13 protein-coding genes are annotated in these 14,999 nt (G+C 42.4%); 8 read left to right on the top strand and 5 right to left on the bottom strand.

Annotated elements, in window-relative coordinates:
• Entirely contained in the window at positions 1 to 1,365 is a 1,365-nt protein-coding gene (locus tag HYW79_02060; GenBank protein ID MBI2635306.1) for a CDP-glycerol glycerophosphotransferase family protein, read from the top strand.
• On the opposite strand, the gene HYW79_02055 is transcribed toward HYW79_02060, so the two are convergent.
• The 3 genes from HYW79_02055 to HYW79_02045 form a co-directional block, all read right to left on the bottom strand.
• On the bottom strand, positions 1,346 to 2,347 hold the full coding sequence (locus HYW79_02055; protein ID MBI2635305.1) for a glycosyltransferase family 2 protein: 1,002 nt from the start codon (positions 2,345 to 2,347) through the stop codon (positions 1,346 to 1,348). The genes HYW79_02060 and HYW79_02055 overlap by 20 nt on opposite strands.
• A gap of 80 nt (positions 2,348 to 2,427) precedes the next feature.
• Entirely contained in the window at positions 2,428 to 2,865 is a 438-nt protein-coding gene (locus tag HYW79_02050) for a hypothetical protein (GenBank protein ID MBI2635304.1), read from the bottom strand.
• 53 nt (positions 2,866 to 2,918) lie between these two features.
• Complete coding sequence (locus HYW79_02045) at positions 2,919 to 3,821, bottom strand: NAD-dependent epimerase/dehydratase family protein (GenBank protein ID MBI2635303.1); 903 nt, start codon at positions 3,819 to 3,821, stop codon at positions 2,919 to 2,921.
• A gap of 51 nt (positions 3,822 to 3,872) precedes the next feature.
• Here HYW79_02045 and HYW79_02040 point away from each other — a divergent pair, with 51 nt between their 5' ends.
• From HYW79_02040 to HYW79_02015, 6 genes are all read left to right on the top strand, one after another.
• Positions 3,873 to 5,267, top strand: coding sequence for a YcaO-like family protein (locus tag HYW79_02040; protein MBI2635302.1), 1,395 nt, complete (start codon positions 3,873 to 3,875; stop codon positions 5,265 to 5,267).
• On the top strand, positions 5,264 to 5,977 hold the full coding sequence (locus HYW79_02035) for a SagB/ThcOx family dehydrogenase (GenBank protein ID MBI2635301.1): 714 nt from the start codon (positions 5,264 to 5,266) through the stop codon (positions 5,975 to 5,977). Before HYW79_02040 ends, HYW79_02035 begins: the two co-directional genes overlap by 4 nt.
• 70 nt (positions 5,978 to 6,047) lie before the next feature.
• On the top strand, positions 6,048 to 7,460 hold the full coding sequence (locus tag HYW79_02030; GenBank protein ID MBI2635300.1) for a hypothetical protein: 1,413 nt from the start codon (positions 6,048 to 6,050) through the stop codon (positions 7,458 to 7,460).
• On the top strand, positions 7,453 to 8,514 hold the full coding sequence (locus HYW79_02025; protein MBI2635299.1) for a hypothetical protein: 1,062 nt from the start codon (positions 7,453 to 7,455) through the stop codon (positions 8,512 to 8,514). Before HYW79_02030 ends, HYW79_02025 begins: the two co-directional genes overlap by 8 nt.
• Positions 8,511 to 9,323 (top strand): hypothetical protein, encoded by an 813-nt coding sequence (locus HYW79_02020; protein ID MBI2635298.1) that lies wholly within the window; start codon positions 8,511 to 8,513, stop codon positions 9,321 to 9,323. Before HYW79_02025 ends, HYW79_02020 begins: the two co-directional genes overlap by 4 nt.
• A 55-nt stretch (positions 9,324 to 9,378) precedes the next feature.
• On the top strand, positions 9,379 to 10,683 hold the full coding sequence (locus HYW79_02015; protein MBI2635297.1) for a hypothetical protein: 1,305 nt from the start codon (positions 9,379 to 9,381) through the stop codon (positions 10,681 to 10,683).
• Here HYW79_02015 and HYW79_02010 read toward each other — a convergent pair.
• Together HYW79_02010 and HYW79_02005 are read right to left on the bottom strand one after the other, a co-directional pair.
• The gene (locus tag HYW79_02010; GenBank protein MBI2635296.1) at positions 10,680 to 11,483 is read right to left on the bottom strand and encodes a ComF family protein; all 804 of its coding nucleotides are present in this window, start codon (positions 11,481 to 11,483) and stop codon (positions 10,680 to 10,682) included. The two genes, HYW79_02015 and HYW79_02010, sit on opposite strands and share 4 nt — an antisense overlap.
• Complete coding sequence (locus HYW79_02005; GenBank protein ID MBI2635295.1) at positions 11,480 to 13,813, bottom strand: ATP-dependent Clp protease ATP-binding subunit; 2,334 nt, start codon at positions 13,811 to 13,813, stop codon at positions 11,480 to 11,482. Before HYW79_02005 ends, HYW79_02010 begins: the two co-directional genes overlap by 4 nt.
• A 103-nt stretch (positions 13,814 to 13,916) precedes the next feature.
• Here HYW79_02005 and pilM point away from each other — a divergent pair, with 103 nt between their 5' ends.
• A complete protein-coding gene (pilM, locus tag HYW79_02000; GenBank protein ID MBI2635294.1) occupies positions 13,917 to 14,996 on the top strand; it encodes a type IV pilus assembly protein PilM in 1,080 nt (359 codons plus the stop codon).
• Positions 14,997 to 14,999 lie beyond the last annotated feature (3 nt).

Here is a 14,999-nt window from a genome sequence, read left to right as displayed (position 1 = left end):
ATGGAAATTAGTTTTAATGAGAATAAAAAGTACCAAGACAGCCCTAATCCGAACGCCAAAATCGGGTTTGTTGTTTTTTATCCTTTTCAGTTTAACGTGTTTAAGAATGTATACGAGCACCTTAAAGACGAAGCGGAGTTTATCGTTGACTGCGGCCGGTTTTTTCCACTCCGTCCGTCGCCGGAAATTATTGAAAATTGTGTTCGGCTTTTGACACAACAAGGAGTTTATTTCAGGATTCTTAATTATGAGGACTATCAGCAACAAAGATATCTTACGGATTTTTTTTCAAATTATAAAGCTTTGGTGGGGTTATGGAGAAGCGGCTGTCTGGTTATCCCCCAGACCGATAAGGCGCGCAAAGTTCATATGAATTACGGTGCGGGGAAAGAGCTCACTATGTTCTGGTCTCGTCACAGGGACTGGGACCTGTATCTTTGCCTGGGACCGCGCGTATATGAAATTATTAAATTCTTAACTTGGGCGGAGATTGTCGGTTATCCGAAATTTGACGATTGGTTTAATGATGCCGTGGACAAAAACGCGGTTTCAGAAATTAAAAAAAAATTGGACCCTTCAAAAAAAACCGTTCTTTATCTTCCGACTCACGGCGATCTTTCCTCCATAGACGAACTTGCCGTGGAGCTCGTGAAAAACGCGTCGTATTATAATATTTTGGTAAAGCCCCATTATTATACCCCGCTCGAAGAACCTGATCGTATAAAGAAGTTGCAACATGACGGTATTCTGCTTTTCCAGGATGAAAGCGATACCCAGCCATTTTTTAAAGTTGCTGATGTAGTGGTAAGCGATAACTCCAGCGCAATTTTTGACGCCGTTTTAACCGATAAACCGGTTGTGGTTACGGATTTTTTGTCGGAAAAATATTTAAATGAAAGCCACAAAAAATTAAAATCATTTAAATTCCGCCTGCCCGAAGGCGCTCTGACTTATTCGGGGAGCATTGAACAAAGGATAAAAGAAGACGGTTCGGTTGTTGCTCTTAAAAAAGCGGTAGAATTTAAAAACGCGTTGGAACAGGCATTAGCTGATGGTCGGCAGTTTCAGGAAGCAAGAAAAAAATTGCGGGAAGAAATTTTTGCTTATAGCGATGGAAAATGCGGCGAGCGCGCCGCCGCGGCCATTAAAAAACTCGTTTTTCTAAAGCGCCTCCCGGAAAAGCCGATTTTATATCACGTGTTTGAAGCGGAATACCAGGCGTTTAGGGGATATTCAAATGCTCTTGGTGTTACGGGCCGGTCGGATAGAAAAATAATGGATTATTACAGTCAACAGGCGTTTTTAAAAATAAAATCATTACCGTTTTTAAAACGCATTACTATAGTTATAAAAGAGCTTTTTTAATTTTTGGCGTTATATATTTTCCAAGCCACAGGCATGTGTTCAGAATTATTTCAAGAAAAATAAAAAATAGGGTTTGTGAAATTTTTTTTTGTCCCCCTTCTCGCCTCGCTGAAGCTCCGGCGAAGCGGGCGGGGGATCCCCCGTAGGGGGAAAAAATTTCATCACTCGGAGCTTTTATAATACGTGATACGCCGGCTATTATTCGTCTCAAAGTAGTTCGCAGCGAAGTATTGAAAACGGGGTGCTCCGGATGGATTTTTGAAATAAGAAAACAATCATATCCCAGCCGAAGCCAATATTTAAGAAATTTACCGAATTTTAAATCAGCTTCATGCGGAATAAATATTGGACGATAGAGAAGAGGTGAACCAAGCTGATGGAGCCGGATTTTTAGTTCCCAGTCGTTAAATGTTCTTATGTCGTTATTAAAGCCGCCGACGGCCTCAAGCGCTTGTTTCCGGTAGCACACATTTGCCGTATCTCCGCAGTTGTTAAATGGGTTCATTTCAACAGATTTGCATTCTGTTTTCATAAATGGAAGCCGGCGCCAGAACATAAAAATGTCGTAGCGGCTCGGTTTTAATCCATTATCGCGATGCGGTTTTTTAAATCCGCCGACGGCAATGATTTCCGGGTTTGTCTCAAACGCTTTCAAGAATTGAGAAAGCCAGTCGGACGGGACAATGCAGTCGTCATCGGTTATGGCAATGAATTCTCCTTTTGAGGAGAGTATTCCCGTGTTTCTGGCAAACGAAGAGCCGAGGTTTTTTTCAAGGGTTATTAAAGTAATGTAGGATGATGTGTTTTTTTTAATGAAGTTTTTAACTTCTTCTTCAGTTCCATCGGTAGAACCGTCGTTCACAACGATAATTTCAAAAAAACCTTTCGGTAAATTTTGCCTGGCCAAAGCCGCAAGCGCTCTGGTTACGAGATGATCGCGGTTGTATGTTGCTATTACCACGCTGATTTTTGTTGTTTCCATAATCTTTTTTGGATATATTGCTTTATTAAAAAGTTGATCGCCTATACCCGTAAATAGGCATAGGCGATTTTTTAATGGTTTTACTCGCGTTTTTTCGTAAGCATAAATTGATACGGCACGCCCGATGGTGTATTGAACGTACCGTCGAGGATCAAGTCATTGCCAATGCGCGCAAGCCATAGGTCGATTCTCGAACCTGATCCCGTTCGGAATCTAATTCCTATTTTTCCGTCGAAAGTTTCAACGTAAACCTGGGCCGGACCCTGCCAGCGCGTTCCCGGAATTCCGTAATGCGCGCTTAGGGTTGAATTTGCCGATTGCGGGTAAATTGTAAGTTTTCTGAATGTCGAGAGAGAACTTTCTCCGGCATTGATAGTGCCTTCCCATTCTCCGACAAGGTAGGAGATAGGGTCGTTATCGAATCTATCGTTCTTATAATAGCCCGCGGAAGCGCAGGCGCCGATAGTAACCGCTAATATTATAAACCACCCAAATGAAAGAACAATCTGCCTGTTCACTAGCTTTCTCCCTTCGCTTCGGGATTTTGCCTCTTTTGTTCATAATACCATTTTTAAGCAAATATGTCAATTAAAGCGGTTTTGTAGTAGTTTTCATAATCTTCCCGCAAAAAATTTTCTAAGGGAGCAAAAACCATATCGACGCTTTTTAATTTTTCATTTGACACGATAAAATTCTCGTTGGCAAAAGGAAATTCTGCATCGTTAAAATTTTCTCCATCGGTAAGCGGATTAAATCGTAAAACCGGTTCTTGACCGGCGATTTTCCCCATCATCTTAACCAAATCAACGAGCGTTATTGTTTCATCTCCGGCGCAATTAAAGGCGCCCGCAAGTTTTTTTTCGACAAGCATTATTATTGATTCTGCGACGTCGTTTGCCCAAACAAGTTGTATTAAAGCGTGGCCGTTTCCGGGGATGATTATCGGTTCGCTTTTTCCTATTTTTGAATAAATAAAGCTTTCTCTCGGAAGATAATTATGTGGCCCGAGAATGTAAACCGGACGCATCGCGGCGTATTTTATTCCGCTTTCTTTAAGAACTTTTTCGCATTCCACTTTGCCTTTATTATAATCGCCCCAAAGCGGCCAATCGCCAAGAGGTGAATCTTCGGTAAGCAGAAGAGTTTTCTCCATTCGGGAGATCCCCCGCAAGGGGACAGTTTTTTTATAAGCGGCGGCGGTTCCCATATGAATGAAGAGATCAAATTTTAATTCTTTAATTGCTTGCCGTGTTTGCTTTCCGGTATAAGAACACATGTCTATAACTGCGTCAAAGTGTTCGGTTATATTGAAACCGTTGTTTCTGTCGCCGCGGATGAAGTTAACGCCGGCCGGATACTCGGTTTTTACCCGGCCACGATTAAAAACAGTAAGTTCAAACCCTTGTTTTAACAGTTTATCCATAATAATTGGCCCGACAAAATACGAACCGCCGATTATTAAAATGTTTTGCATTTTGTCTATTTTTGGTGTTATAAATACATTAAGATAATAGAATTAAAACACATGGAGAACAAGGGTGAATTTTTGCGCGCCGAAAGATTAGGCGACTTTTGGGAAAATTACGCGCGTTCTCTTGGACCGCCTTTTTCTGTAAATAGTTTTTTAACCGAGTTTTTGGTTCACATTTTTAAAGGCACGGCTCTTGCTTTAGAGAAATTAAACGGCCAAAATATTTATGTGAAGAAAACCGATTCCGGTCTTGACCGTGTTCCCCCGCGATTTCATTCGCTAATTAAATACTTGTATGAAGAGGGTATATTGGAACAAATCTCGTTTCCCAAGCCGATACCCGATTGGCCCAGCGTTCCGGCTTTGAATTTAAAATTCGGCAAAGGTAAAACCGCTTCCGGATACGCTCTGAATTACGATATGGCGGCAATCAAAGCGTTTGCCGAATTAATTGAGTGGCATTCTTTAACTCTTTATGATAAAAGAAATTTCATTTATGGCTCGTGGAAAGAATTAAAATCAAATGGTGCGATTGACCCGCGCGCTTTCCGCGGTTTTCAAGTTGATGAAAATTCACGATTTGGCTGGGCGCCGTGTTATTCTTTATTTGATAATAAAAAACATTTTGTTCCCGCCCAGCTCGTTTATTTGGGATACGAAAGATTGCCGGAGGAGCCGCTTATTCGACAGACGACTACCAACGGGGCTGCGGCCGGAGTATCGCGGGAGCAGGCCTTGGAACACGCAATTCTAGAAGCAATAGAGCGCGATGCCCTGATGATTCACTGGCTGAATAAGATAACTCCGCCAAAAATTGATATAGGCGGTCTTGAAAATTTAGGCAATAAAACTATCGCTAAAATTATCGGCGAATATCGCAGATATAAAATTGATTTCGCGCTTTTAGATATAACTGCCGATTTAGGAATTCCAGTTGTGCTCACCGTTATTCGCGATAATGCCATCGGCCGGCCCGCTATTTTCCTTGGAGCCGGAGCCGATTTGAATATCGAGTCGGCGATAATACATTCTCTTTTGGAAGGGCTTCGGGCCGGATACTGGAATTCGGTTTCTCGGGAGCAAATTGAGGCGGTCAATAAAAAAGTGCCGTTAATTGAAAACATTGAAGAAAGAAGGGTTTATTGGTGCGATAAGTCGCGGATGAGAGAGGTTGATTTTCTTTTGGACGGCCCGATAAAAAAAATTGAAAGAAATGAATTTGGCGGCGCAAGTAATCAAAAAAAAATGGAGTTACTTAAACAAATTTTAATGGTGCGCGGGATGAAGGCCTACGGCGTTGATTACGCCACTAAAGCCGCCAAGGACTCCGGCCTTAAGATTACAAAAGTTTTAATTCCGGAACTTTATTATCTTTATCTTGACGAGCGTTTTAGGTATTCGGGAATAAAAAGAAAAGATGTAAACCCAATACCTCATCCATTTTTATGAGCGATTCATTTTTTGATTTTTTTAATAAAAACCGCCCCTTGATTGACCCGGAATCGCCCGAGTGGAAAACAGTTTCTTTTAAGGAATACCCGCGTTCTCTGAAAATTTTGCTACCAAAACCCGCCCGGCTTAACATTGAACTGTCCGACGCTATTTTAAAAAGAAAGACAGAGCGCGAATTTTCCGCGAGACCCGTTTCTAAAGAAATTCTCGGAACTCTGCTTTTTTGGAGCATGGGTATACTTCATAAATCGGAAGACGGGAAGAATATTTTACATCGGCCATATCCATCGGGCGGGGCGCGCTATCCGGTAGAGCTGTACGCGGTTGTTTTTCGCGGCGAGGACTTGGAAAAGGGGGCGTATCATTATAATTTTAAAGAGCACGCGCTTGAAGAAATTTGGCATTCCGATGTTTCTAAAATCGCGGAAGCCCTGCCATATGAATTTGCCAAAAACGCCGCCGCGCTTATTTTTCTTTCTTTTATCGGCGACAGAACAATGAAAAAATACGGAAACTTGGGATATAAATTCGGGATGCTTGAAGCCGGCCATATTGGACAAAATATTTATCTGATAGGAGCGGCAGTGGGTTTGGGCATTTTGGCCCTGGGCGGAGTGGATTATGAGGTTGTCCAAAAAGAGCTTGATTTAGATGAAGAAGAAACTGTTTTTTATCAGCTTTCTTTAGGATGGCCGAAGAGAGGTTAAGCTGCGACCTTCTGTGGATAATTATAAATTTACAAAGTAACCTAAACCAATATACTATATTATTAAGTATATGAAAAAATTTTTCTCGTCTTTTACTTTTATTTTAAAAGCGTCACTCCTCGTCCTGCTCTTGGTTTTCGGTTGGGTGTTTATTAATGTTGCCAATTTAGTTAAAGGGAAAAAATCATCGGAAAAGGATTCTTTATCTAAAAGTATGTTTGGCGCGGATGAGGCCAATGCCGATGCTCCTACTACTCGTACGGCTTGTCCCCACGTCGCTTATTTTGACGGTGAAGAATTCAAAATTGAAAACGACTTTCTCCCGTCTGAGTTCAAGACGCTTGAACCGGGCTTAGCTAACATCTTCTACAAGTGGAGCGCTCCTGCGCCGGATATGTTAAAACTTTCTTCATCTCCTCAAAAATACAACGGAGCGCTAACTCTGCGCCTTTTAGAAATTGAACCGGAAGAATCGTTTATCCATCGGATTAAATTTTTAAGAATCGTTCACTCTAAAGATGAAGAAATAATTATAGATGCCGTTAAAAAAGAGCCGTATCTTGCGCGCAAGAAAGAATTTGAAAAAGAGCTCGTTTTTCCTTCAAATTCAGTCCTTAACGCTAAAAAATCTATTAACCATCTTTATAACCAAAAAAAGGACCGGCTTTGGAATAGCATTGCCGAGAGCCGCGAAGACCTTTTTCAAAAAGGCGATTCAATTGAATTTGGCTTCCGAAGTGTCGCAAAAAATGAAAATCTTTTGTTGGTTTTGCGCTCTGTATATCGCGACTATATGGCGGGCGAAAAAGCCAGAGAGCATAATTTCTTTTCCGCCCTTGTTCGTTCTTACGCTTTTGCGAAAATTGCGGTTTTTAGCGGACTTTATTTACTCCTTAAGGGCTGGCTTCCGGCGGAAGGCTTGGCATTTTTGCCGCTTATCATAGGATCGGGTAGTATGTCGAGTAAGTCAATTGATATTTCTTATCGCAATTCTTCCGGGAAATTTACTCCGCTTATAGTTCAGAAACCAAGAAGTTTCAGGCACGGCGCCGAGATTGTTTCTTTGCCAAAAGAAGCGGTTTCAGGAGACGGTTCGCTGGTTGTAAGAGCCGATTTTACAAAACGGCACCGGCTTAGTTTTATAGGAGTTGCTAAGGCCACTAATCTAACTGCTGCATTTGGGGAAGAACTTTCTATTAAAAAAGCGCTGCACTCGCGGTTGGGAGACGTTTCTACCGAGCTTAGGGGAGAAGAAAAAAAAGAAACCCATTTAATTCCCGGAGACACAGTGGAGGTGAGTTTTGAAAATCCGAAGCGTCCCATTGGTTTCGGCCAAAAGGAAACTTATCTTTTAGAGTCTACCGGATTTTATACCGCGCTTCGGCCGGAATATAAAAAGCTTGCAGGGGATTGGCAGGAAAAACTTTCCGGCGAGGCCAAAAAACATTTGGCTTCGCTTACGAGTTTAAAAGATTATGAATAAAAAAAATTTATGGATTGGACTGGGCATCGTCGTTTTAGCCGGTCTTTTTATTTTTTTGGCCGGTACGCAGCTTCTAAGCGCGTATTATTTAAAACAAGGAGCAACGGAGTTTTTAAAAGGCGATTTTATTAAAGCAAAGCCGCTTTTGGACGCGTCTTTGAAATTCAATCCAAGAAATTCCGAGTCGCATTTTTATTTAGGGAAAATTGCGCTGGGAAAAATAACCGAGACGCCGGGAATAGATTTACTTTATCCCGGTGCCGACTATTCCGGCGCCGCAGTTCATTTTGAAAAAGCGATTGCTTCCGGTCTGGAGCGTAAGAATAAGGACATATCTTTAATAGCACTCAATGATGCCGGTTTTTCTTATTACATGCTGAAACAATATGAAAAATCGGTGCCTTTATTTTTAAAATACATTGAATTAAATCCAATGAGAGCTTTTGCGGCGCGGTATTTTGTGGCATTGGATTATTTTAGTCGTTCCAACAAACCGCAGGAAGCTCTGGATATTTTATTGCCCGCCATTGAACCGTCGGCTGTCAGTTCCAGCGATATTAACGGGCGAAATCTGTTTCGCGTGCATACGCTCTTAGCCCGCCTTTATTCATATAAAGGCGATTACGCGAGCGCCTCAAAATATGCGGCGCTTGTTGTAGAAAACAAGGATTTATCGGATCAATCTTTAGAAGTCAGAATCGCTCACTCGCTCTTGGCTTTGGATTACGGCCGTCAGAAAAAATTTACTCTGGCCGAAGGCGAGATAAAAAAAGCCGGCGGTTTGGATTGCTTTCTCTCGGCGGCTTATGCTGCCGGCGAAAATCATAGTAAAGCGATCGCGGTTGCCGAAAAAGCGGATCCTGCCGGCGATTCTTACGTTGATTCTTTTTGTCCCCAGGTTTTAGCTCTTTCTTATTTGGCGGAAGGCGATGAAATTAACGCCAAAAAGTATCTTGAGGAATATCTAAGCTTTACCGAAAAATTCGCGGAGAAAAATATTTTTGTGGTTCGATATCGCGAGCAATTCACGATTGAGCTTTTGAAACTGGAATGATTAACCTAAAAATTAATAAGTGGCCCTTATGGTTTTCAATAGGAGTCATTGCGTTTTTGGGGTTTGCGCTGTCGCGGGACGCCCTGGCAAAAATTGCCTGGCAAAAATACGGCAAACCGAACGCCGCGCTCTGGCTGGTAAGTAAAGACGCGGATTTTGCCCTGCTTTTAGGAAATTATTATTTTGGCGCCACGCTTTGGCAAGGCGAATACAATTTAAAAAAAGCCCAAATCGCTTTTGAAAAAGCGGTCGCAGCAAATCCAAAAATTCTTTGGGGGCACTATCAGCTGGCACGGATTATTTTTGTAAAAGGCGACTACAACGGGGCGCTTGAAGAAATAAATAGAGAACTGGCAGCTAATCCGGAAAATTTACGCTCACTTTACGTGCGGGGATTGATTTATGGGTATAGAAATCAGGCGGGCGACCTGGAAAAAGCTGGAGAAGATTTTGGGCGATTCACCAGGTGGGCGCCAAGTGAATGGGCCGGATATAACGATTTGGCATGGGTTTTGTCAAAACAAGGCAAATATATGGAAGCGGAAAAAATAGTCAGTATGGCGTTAAAAGAAATACTGGAGGGAGAAAACAATCCCTGGCTCTGGAATGCCTTAGGCGTGGCGCAATTAAACCTTAAAAAAAAATCTGTTGCCGCGGAATCTTTTAAAAAAGCCAAAGAATTGGCGCAAGATCTTACTTCTGAAGAATGGCGCCGCGCATATCCAGGAAATAATCCGGAAAGCGCCAATGAAGGGCTTTCGGATTTCATAAAAGCAATAAATGAGAATCTTGGTCGCGCCAATAATTAACGATTGTGGATAACGGTTAGGGTTTTTTAATAAATATTTTGGTATACTCTAATCAGTGGCAAACACATTTTTTTCTAAAAAAATAATTATTTCAGCGGCTATAATTTTGGGCGGGCTATTTATTGCCGCCGACGTTTTGGTATCGGCGAATTTTTCTGCCGTAAAATTATCCGCCGTCCCAGATTCTCCCCAGTGGACCCAGGAAACCAGGGCCGGTGTATCGGTTCCGGCCTGCTTATCTTCTTCGGCATCCTCTCCTACATGCGTGGGCGAGACCGCGCGGGCTACAATCAGCTGGACTAATTCTAATTCTAATCATGCAGTAAATCTTGATGTATGCAAAAATTACTGGTGCGATTCGATAGTTTATACTCCGTCTGGAATGTATAATTCTGCGGGATGGGATTGGTTTACGCTTCCCGCAAGTGGAAGCGTAACCCTGGATCCTTTAGATTCGAATACTACTTACATATATGCTTTACGCGATGGAAGCAGTGTAATCTCTAATCGATCTTTTATCACTCCGAATTGTGCTCCAGCCAACTACACCCTCTCGGTTAACTCCTCCGGAGCTTCAAGCGTTGCTATTACCGGTTCACCCTCGACTTATGGCGGTACGACCAACTACACCAAAACTGTAACAGATGGCACCAGTCTTTCTCTTACTGCTCCCGCTACCAAAGGCTCCGCCGACTTTTCAAGCTGGTCAGGATGCAACAGCGTCAGCGGGAGTGGAAACCGCACATGCAATGTGACCATGACCGCTAATAAAACGGTCACGGCCGGTTATATTTCGATACCTGGAAGTTTTAATCTAAGCCAAGGCAGTATCGCTTGCAATTCTGTGGGGTTAACTTGGACTGCTTCAAGCGGAGCAGATGCCTATAGAATTTTAAGAGGCTCTGCTCGCGTTGACATTTCTCCTTATCAGCCCTATATCGCTTTGAATTTTACCGACACAACCGTCAGCCAAAATACTTCCTATCTTTATCAGATTGAGGCCTACAATAGTGCCGGGACTAGGCGATCGAATTCTTTGAATGTTGATACTCCCAGTTGTCCGCCAACTCTTAATTTTTCGGCCAATCCAACTTCCATTTTTCAAGGCCAAAGCTCAATTTTAAAGTGGGATTCTACTTATACCACTTCTTGTAACGCTTCAAGTAATCCAACTCAAAGCGATTGGAATGGCCCCAAGGCTTTGAATAACTCTGTTGGTCAAACGGTGATACCTTCGCCGCCGCCAAGCGTTACTTACACTTTGACCTGCACCGGTCCAGGAGGTTCAATTCCCAAATCAGTGGTAATTACCATTTCTCCGTTAGCTTTGCCGGAGTTTAGAGAAATCATTCCGCGCTAGCCCCTAGCGACGACTAACCCGTAAATTTCTTTTACTCCGGCTTTTTTCAAGATCAACGCTGCTTCTTCCAAAGTGGCGCCGGAGGTTGAAACATCGTCAACTAAAATTATTGATGTCGGACATCGATAGTTTTGCCGCCCCGCAGCAGCGGGGCGAGCCTCGCCTTTGGCGGGTGGATAAGATGCCGCCCACAAAGTGGGCGAGCCTCGCCCAGAAAAATCTGGGCGGGGGGATAAGGCAAAAGCGCCGGAAACATTTTCTTTTCTTTTTTGCCAATCCGAAATGTCGGCTTGCGGCGCCGTAAATTTTTTTCGCGTTAGCATGTTCACAACCGGACAGTTAAGGAATTTTGAGAGCTCGTTAGCCAGAAGTTCGCTTTGGTTAAAGCCGCGGATCACTCTTCGTCTTAGAGTAAGTGGAATCGGCACCAAAATCGAATCGGTGAACTCGCTTAGAAGACGCTCTTTTTTAATGTATTTAACCATTAATTCCGCCAGAATTTCTTTAAGAGATTCTATAGAGCGGTATTTAAAAACATGGATTGCTTCTCTTAAAATCGGATCGCTATAATGGCCGGCCGAAAATATAGTTTTTATATTCGTTTTTTTCCGGCAGTTTTTGTGTACCTCCATTCGGCCGATTCTTAAGCCGCATATGTGGCATTTTAGGGCGGAATTTAAAATGATTTTGTCAAAACAGGCCGCGCAAATAAGCGAGGCCTGTTTTGACGTGAGTTCAACTCTACAACCAAGGCAATGGCGAGGGAAAATCAGATCAAGCAGAAGATTTTTCAAGTTCATGAAATAACAACTTTGTTATTTTTGACGTTAATGTCCAGGTTTTTTCTGCCATGATTTTTTTTATTAAGAAGAAATTCTGCCAGAGGATTGGCAATCGTTTTATTTATCAAGCGCTTTATTTCTCTGGCGCCGTTTTGGTGGAATCCGGCTTTAGTAATTATAAAGTCAAAAACGCCGTTTTTTACAGTGATCTTATAATCGGGAGCTTCTTCGGTCATTTTTTTCATTTCCAGCATGGCGATTTTTCTCACCTCGCTTGGCCCTAAAGGATTAAAAACAATAATTTCGTCAAGGCGCGATAATAGTTCTGGAACAAAATGCCGGCGCAGCGCTTTCAAGCCGGCTTCTTTTATTTCGCTATACTTATCGCGCAAAGATTTTTTGTGATTTGAAATAAAGCCGAATCGCTTGGCTTCGCGGCTGAATTCTTTTGACCCGAGATTGGATGTCAATATTATAATGGCATTTTTAAAGCTGGTTAGGCGACCGTGATTATCGGTTAAATTTCCTTCTTCAATAATCTGGAGCAAAATATTGGCAATTTGAGGATGAGCCTTTTCAATTTCGTCAAAAAGAACTACGGCGTAAGGATTTCTTCTTATTTTTTCCGTGAGATTGCCCGGCTCTTCATAGCCGATGTAACCCGGCGGCGATCCGATAAGCTTGGCGATTGAATGGGCTTCCAAAAATTCGGACATGTCAAATTTGATTATTTGAGTTGAGGGCGAGATTTCTTGATGTAAAATTTTAGCTAATTCGGTTTTGCCAACTCCGGTCGGGCCGATGAAGAGGAATGATCCGAGCGGCCTTTCTTTGTTATTTAAGCCGGCATTGGCGCGCCTTAGGGTTTCCGCGATTATTCTTACCCCTTCTTTTTGCCCGATGATTTTTTGGCCCAGTTTCTTTTCGATTTTAGTCAAGTCGGGCGTCGCCGTTAAGTCGTTTTTTGGGCCGGCTAGGTTTTTAATCGGGATTCCCGTGATGATATTCAGCGCCCTAGCGACATCGTTGCCTTTTAAAACAGCCGGCAGGTTATTTTCCAGCGATTTTAGAGCGGCGGCTTCATCAAGAAGGTCGATTGCCTTGTCGGGCAAAAACCTTTCGTTTAAATATCTTGTTGCCAAAACCACTGCGGATTTTATGGCTTCGGGCGTAATTTTTAAATTGTGATGTTTTTCTAAGACAGGAAGAAGCCCTAAAAGGATTTCTTCTGTTTGGGTTTCTGTTGGTTCATCTATTGTTATCGGCTGAAAACGTCTTTCAAGAGCGGCATCTTTTTCAATGTGTTTTCGCCATTCGCCTATGGTAGTGGCGCCGATGATTTGGATTTTACGCATAGACAGCAGGGGTTTGATTATATTGGCGACATCAAGCGAACCTTGGGCGGCGCCGGCGCCGATTACAGTATGAAACTCGTCAATAAAAATAACGGCATTCTTTTCTTCGGCCTCGTAGAGAATGTCTTTTATTCTGGCTTCAAATTCGCCCCTGAAAGTAGTGCCGGCGACAATGGCCCCGAGATCAAGCTGATAAATACTTTTTTTTAATAAAAATGGCGGCACGTCAGAAGTCGCGATTTTTTGAGCCAAGCCGTAAACTAAAGCAGTTTTCCCGACGCCCGGTTCTCCGATAAGCATCGGGTTATTTTTGTTGTGCCGGCTCATTATGGTTACGATTCTTTTGATTTCTTTTTCCCGGCCGATCGTCGGATCAATTGTTCCTTTTTTTGCCGCTTCAACCAGTTCCGTGCCGAAAGTTTCTAGAGCCGATGACGGTTCTTTTGCATGGTCGTTATTCAAAACGTCGGGCAGATTTACCAAGTTTTTATAAGCGTCAATAATCAGTTTGTCAAAAATGTTCTGGCCGTATGTCCTAGATTTTGGAAGATCCGCGTTTTTTAAATTACTTGTTCTTCCTGAAACCGAAAAAATTTCTTTTAGGTGGTTTTCGGTGTTTACCACCATTTGAAGTCTCTCTGTTTTAACACAGTCCCTCATTTCTTTTAAAGCCCCCCAAAGCAAGTGCTCGGTACCAATATGGCTGTAATTATATTTCATCGCTTCTTCCAGGGCGCTTTTTAGGGCCATTTTTAGTGGCAAGTCATTTCTTGAAGGGAAAGAAAAATCACTCAATTTAAGATTGTGATTTTGTAAAATATTGTAAGCTAAACTGCCGCGAATCGTAAAAATTGCTTCTAAAAGATGTCCGACTGAAAGCCTGGCTTTTTTCTGCTCAAAATTTGAGCTGCTATTAGCCAAATTTTCAGCGAATTTTAGGACATTTTCCGCCCGCGACGTTAACCTGTTTTTGAATGATGGCGAGAGATTCATTTCATTATTCCTAAATTTTTTAGAATGTGGATAAGTATATTTACTTTGAGTTTCATTTTTTATGATATAATAGAATTAAACATTCAGTTTGTAAACCCCTCTTATGGCACCACCTTTTAAATTGTTTGGTTTTGAGTTAGGGCCGAAAAACTATTTAGGTGTTGATATCGGTACCTTATCAATAAAAATAATTGAACTTTCAATTGAGAATGGCCGGCCCAAGCTCCAAAATTACGGGATTTTGGAAAATTACTCGCTCTCGGCGACAAATTCGGTTCAAGGTCCGCCAACGCAAAAAACTCAAAAAATTTTTGGCGGCGAGGCTGTTTTGATGCTAAGGCGGCTCCTTAAAGAAAGCGGAATAACCGCAAAGGAAATCAATATGTCGATGCCGATTTTTTCAAGTTTTCTTACGGTAATGGAATTGCCGCAAATGTCCGAAGCGGAAATTAAGAGCGCGGTTCAGTTTGAGGCCAAAAAGTATATTCCGGTATCGCTTGACAGCGTTGCTATTGACTGGTCTTTGATTGGTTCAAATGGCAGCGGGAAAATACTCATTCTTCTTGTGGCTATTCCGAGAGAACTGATAAATGAATACGCTTCAGTTGCCGGAGAAACCAATTTGAAGCTTTTAGCGGTTGAACTTGAGACCATTTCGGCTGTCCGGGCTTTAATGGGAAATGATCCGACTCCGACGGTTTTAGTCGATATGGGCTCTCGCGATACCACTATAAGCATTGTTGATGGCGGATTTCTAAGAATAAGCCATTCCATCGAAACTTCCGGCGAAGATTTGACGAGGGTTCTCTCAAATAATCTCAACGTAAGCTGGCGCCGGGCCGAAGAAATAAAAAAGGAAAATGGATTGAAAACTTTAGACAATAATGCTCAAATAGCCGCGGTGCTCATCCCGCTTCTTGATACGGTTGCCCTTGCCATTAAAAATATTATTGAAATTTATTTTACAAAAACCAAGAAAAAAATTGAGAGATTGATTATTTACGGCGGCGCCGCTAAAATGCCCGGCCTTGCGGAATACTTTGAGGGCCAATTGAAAATTGATGTTGCGGCCGGCGATCCTTTCAGCCGAATAGCTTATCCCCCAAATTTTAAGCCGATAATTGATGAAATAGGACATGAATTTACGGTAGCAGCTGGTTTGGCGCTAAGATCTCTTCAATAAAAT

The sequence above is a fragment of the Parcubacteria group bacterium genome (genome assembly GCA_016186325.1).
In the GTDB taxonomy this organism is placed as follows: Bacteria; Patescibacteriota; Minisyncoccia; order UBA10092; family UBA10092; genus JACPHB01.
Note: the sequence above shows the minus strand (reverse complement) of the source record. Positions and strands in the feature narration are given on the sequence as shown.

Coding starts and splice junctions, on each gene's coding strand:
- HYW79_02010 (MBI2635296.1), bottom strand. CDS start 11,483: ATGAACTTGAAAAATCTTCTGCTTGATCTGATTTTCCCTCGCCATTGC.
- HYW79_02035 (MBI2635301.1), top strand. CDS start 5,264: ATGAGCGATTCATTTTTTGATTTTTTTAATAAAAACCGCCCCTTGATT.
- HYW79_02055 (MBI2635305.1), bottom strand. CDS start 2,347: ATGGAAACAACAAAAATCAGCGTGGTAATAGCAACATACAACCGCGAT.
- HYW79_02030 (MBI2635300.1), top strand. CDS start 6,048: ATGAAAAAATTTTTCTCGTCTTTTACTTTTATTTTAAAAGCGTCACTC.
- HYW79_02020 (MBI2635298.1), top strand. CDS start 8,511: ATGATTAACCTAAAAATTAATAAGTGGCCCTTATGGTTTTCAATAGGA.
- HYW79_02045 (MBI2635303.1), bottom strand. CDS start 3,821: ATGCAAAACATTTTAATAATCGGCGGTTCGTATTTTGTCGGGCCAATT.
- HYW79_02040 (MBI2635302.1), top strand. CDS start 3,873: ATGGAGAACAAGGGTGAATTTTTGCGCGCCGAAAGATTAGGCGACTTT.
- pilM (MBI2635294.1), top strand. CDS start 13,917: ATGGCACCACCTTTTAAATTGTTTGGTTTTGAGTTAGGGCCGAAAAAC.
- HYW79_02025 (MBI2635299.1), top strand. CDS start 7,453: ATGAATAAAAAAAATTTATGGATTGGACTGGGCATCGTCGTTTTAGCC.
- HYW79_02005 (MBI2635295.1), bottom strand. CDS start 13,813: ATGAATCTCTCGCCATCATTCAAAAACAGGTTAACGTCGCGGGCGGAA.
- HYW79_02060 (MBI2635306.1), top strand. CDS start 1: ATGGAAATTAGTTTTAATGAGAATAAAAAGTACCAAGACAGCCCTAAT.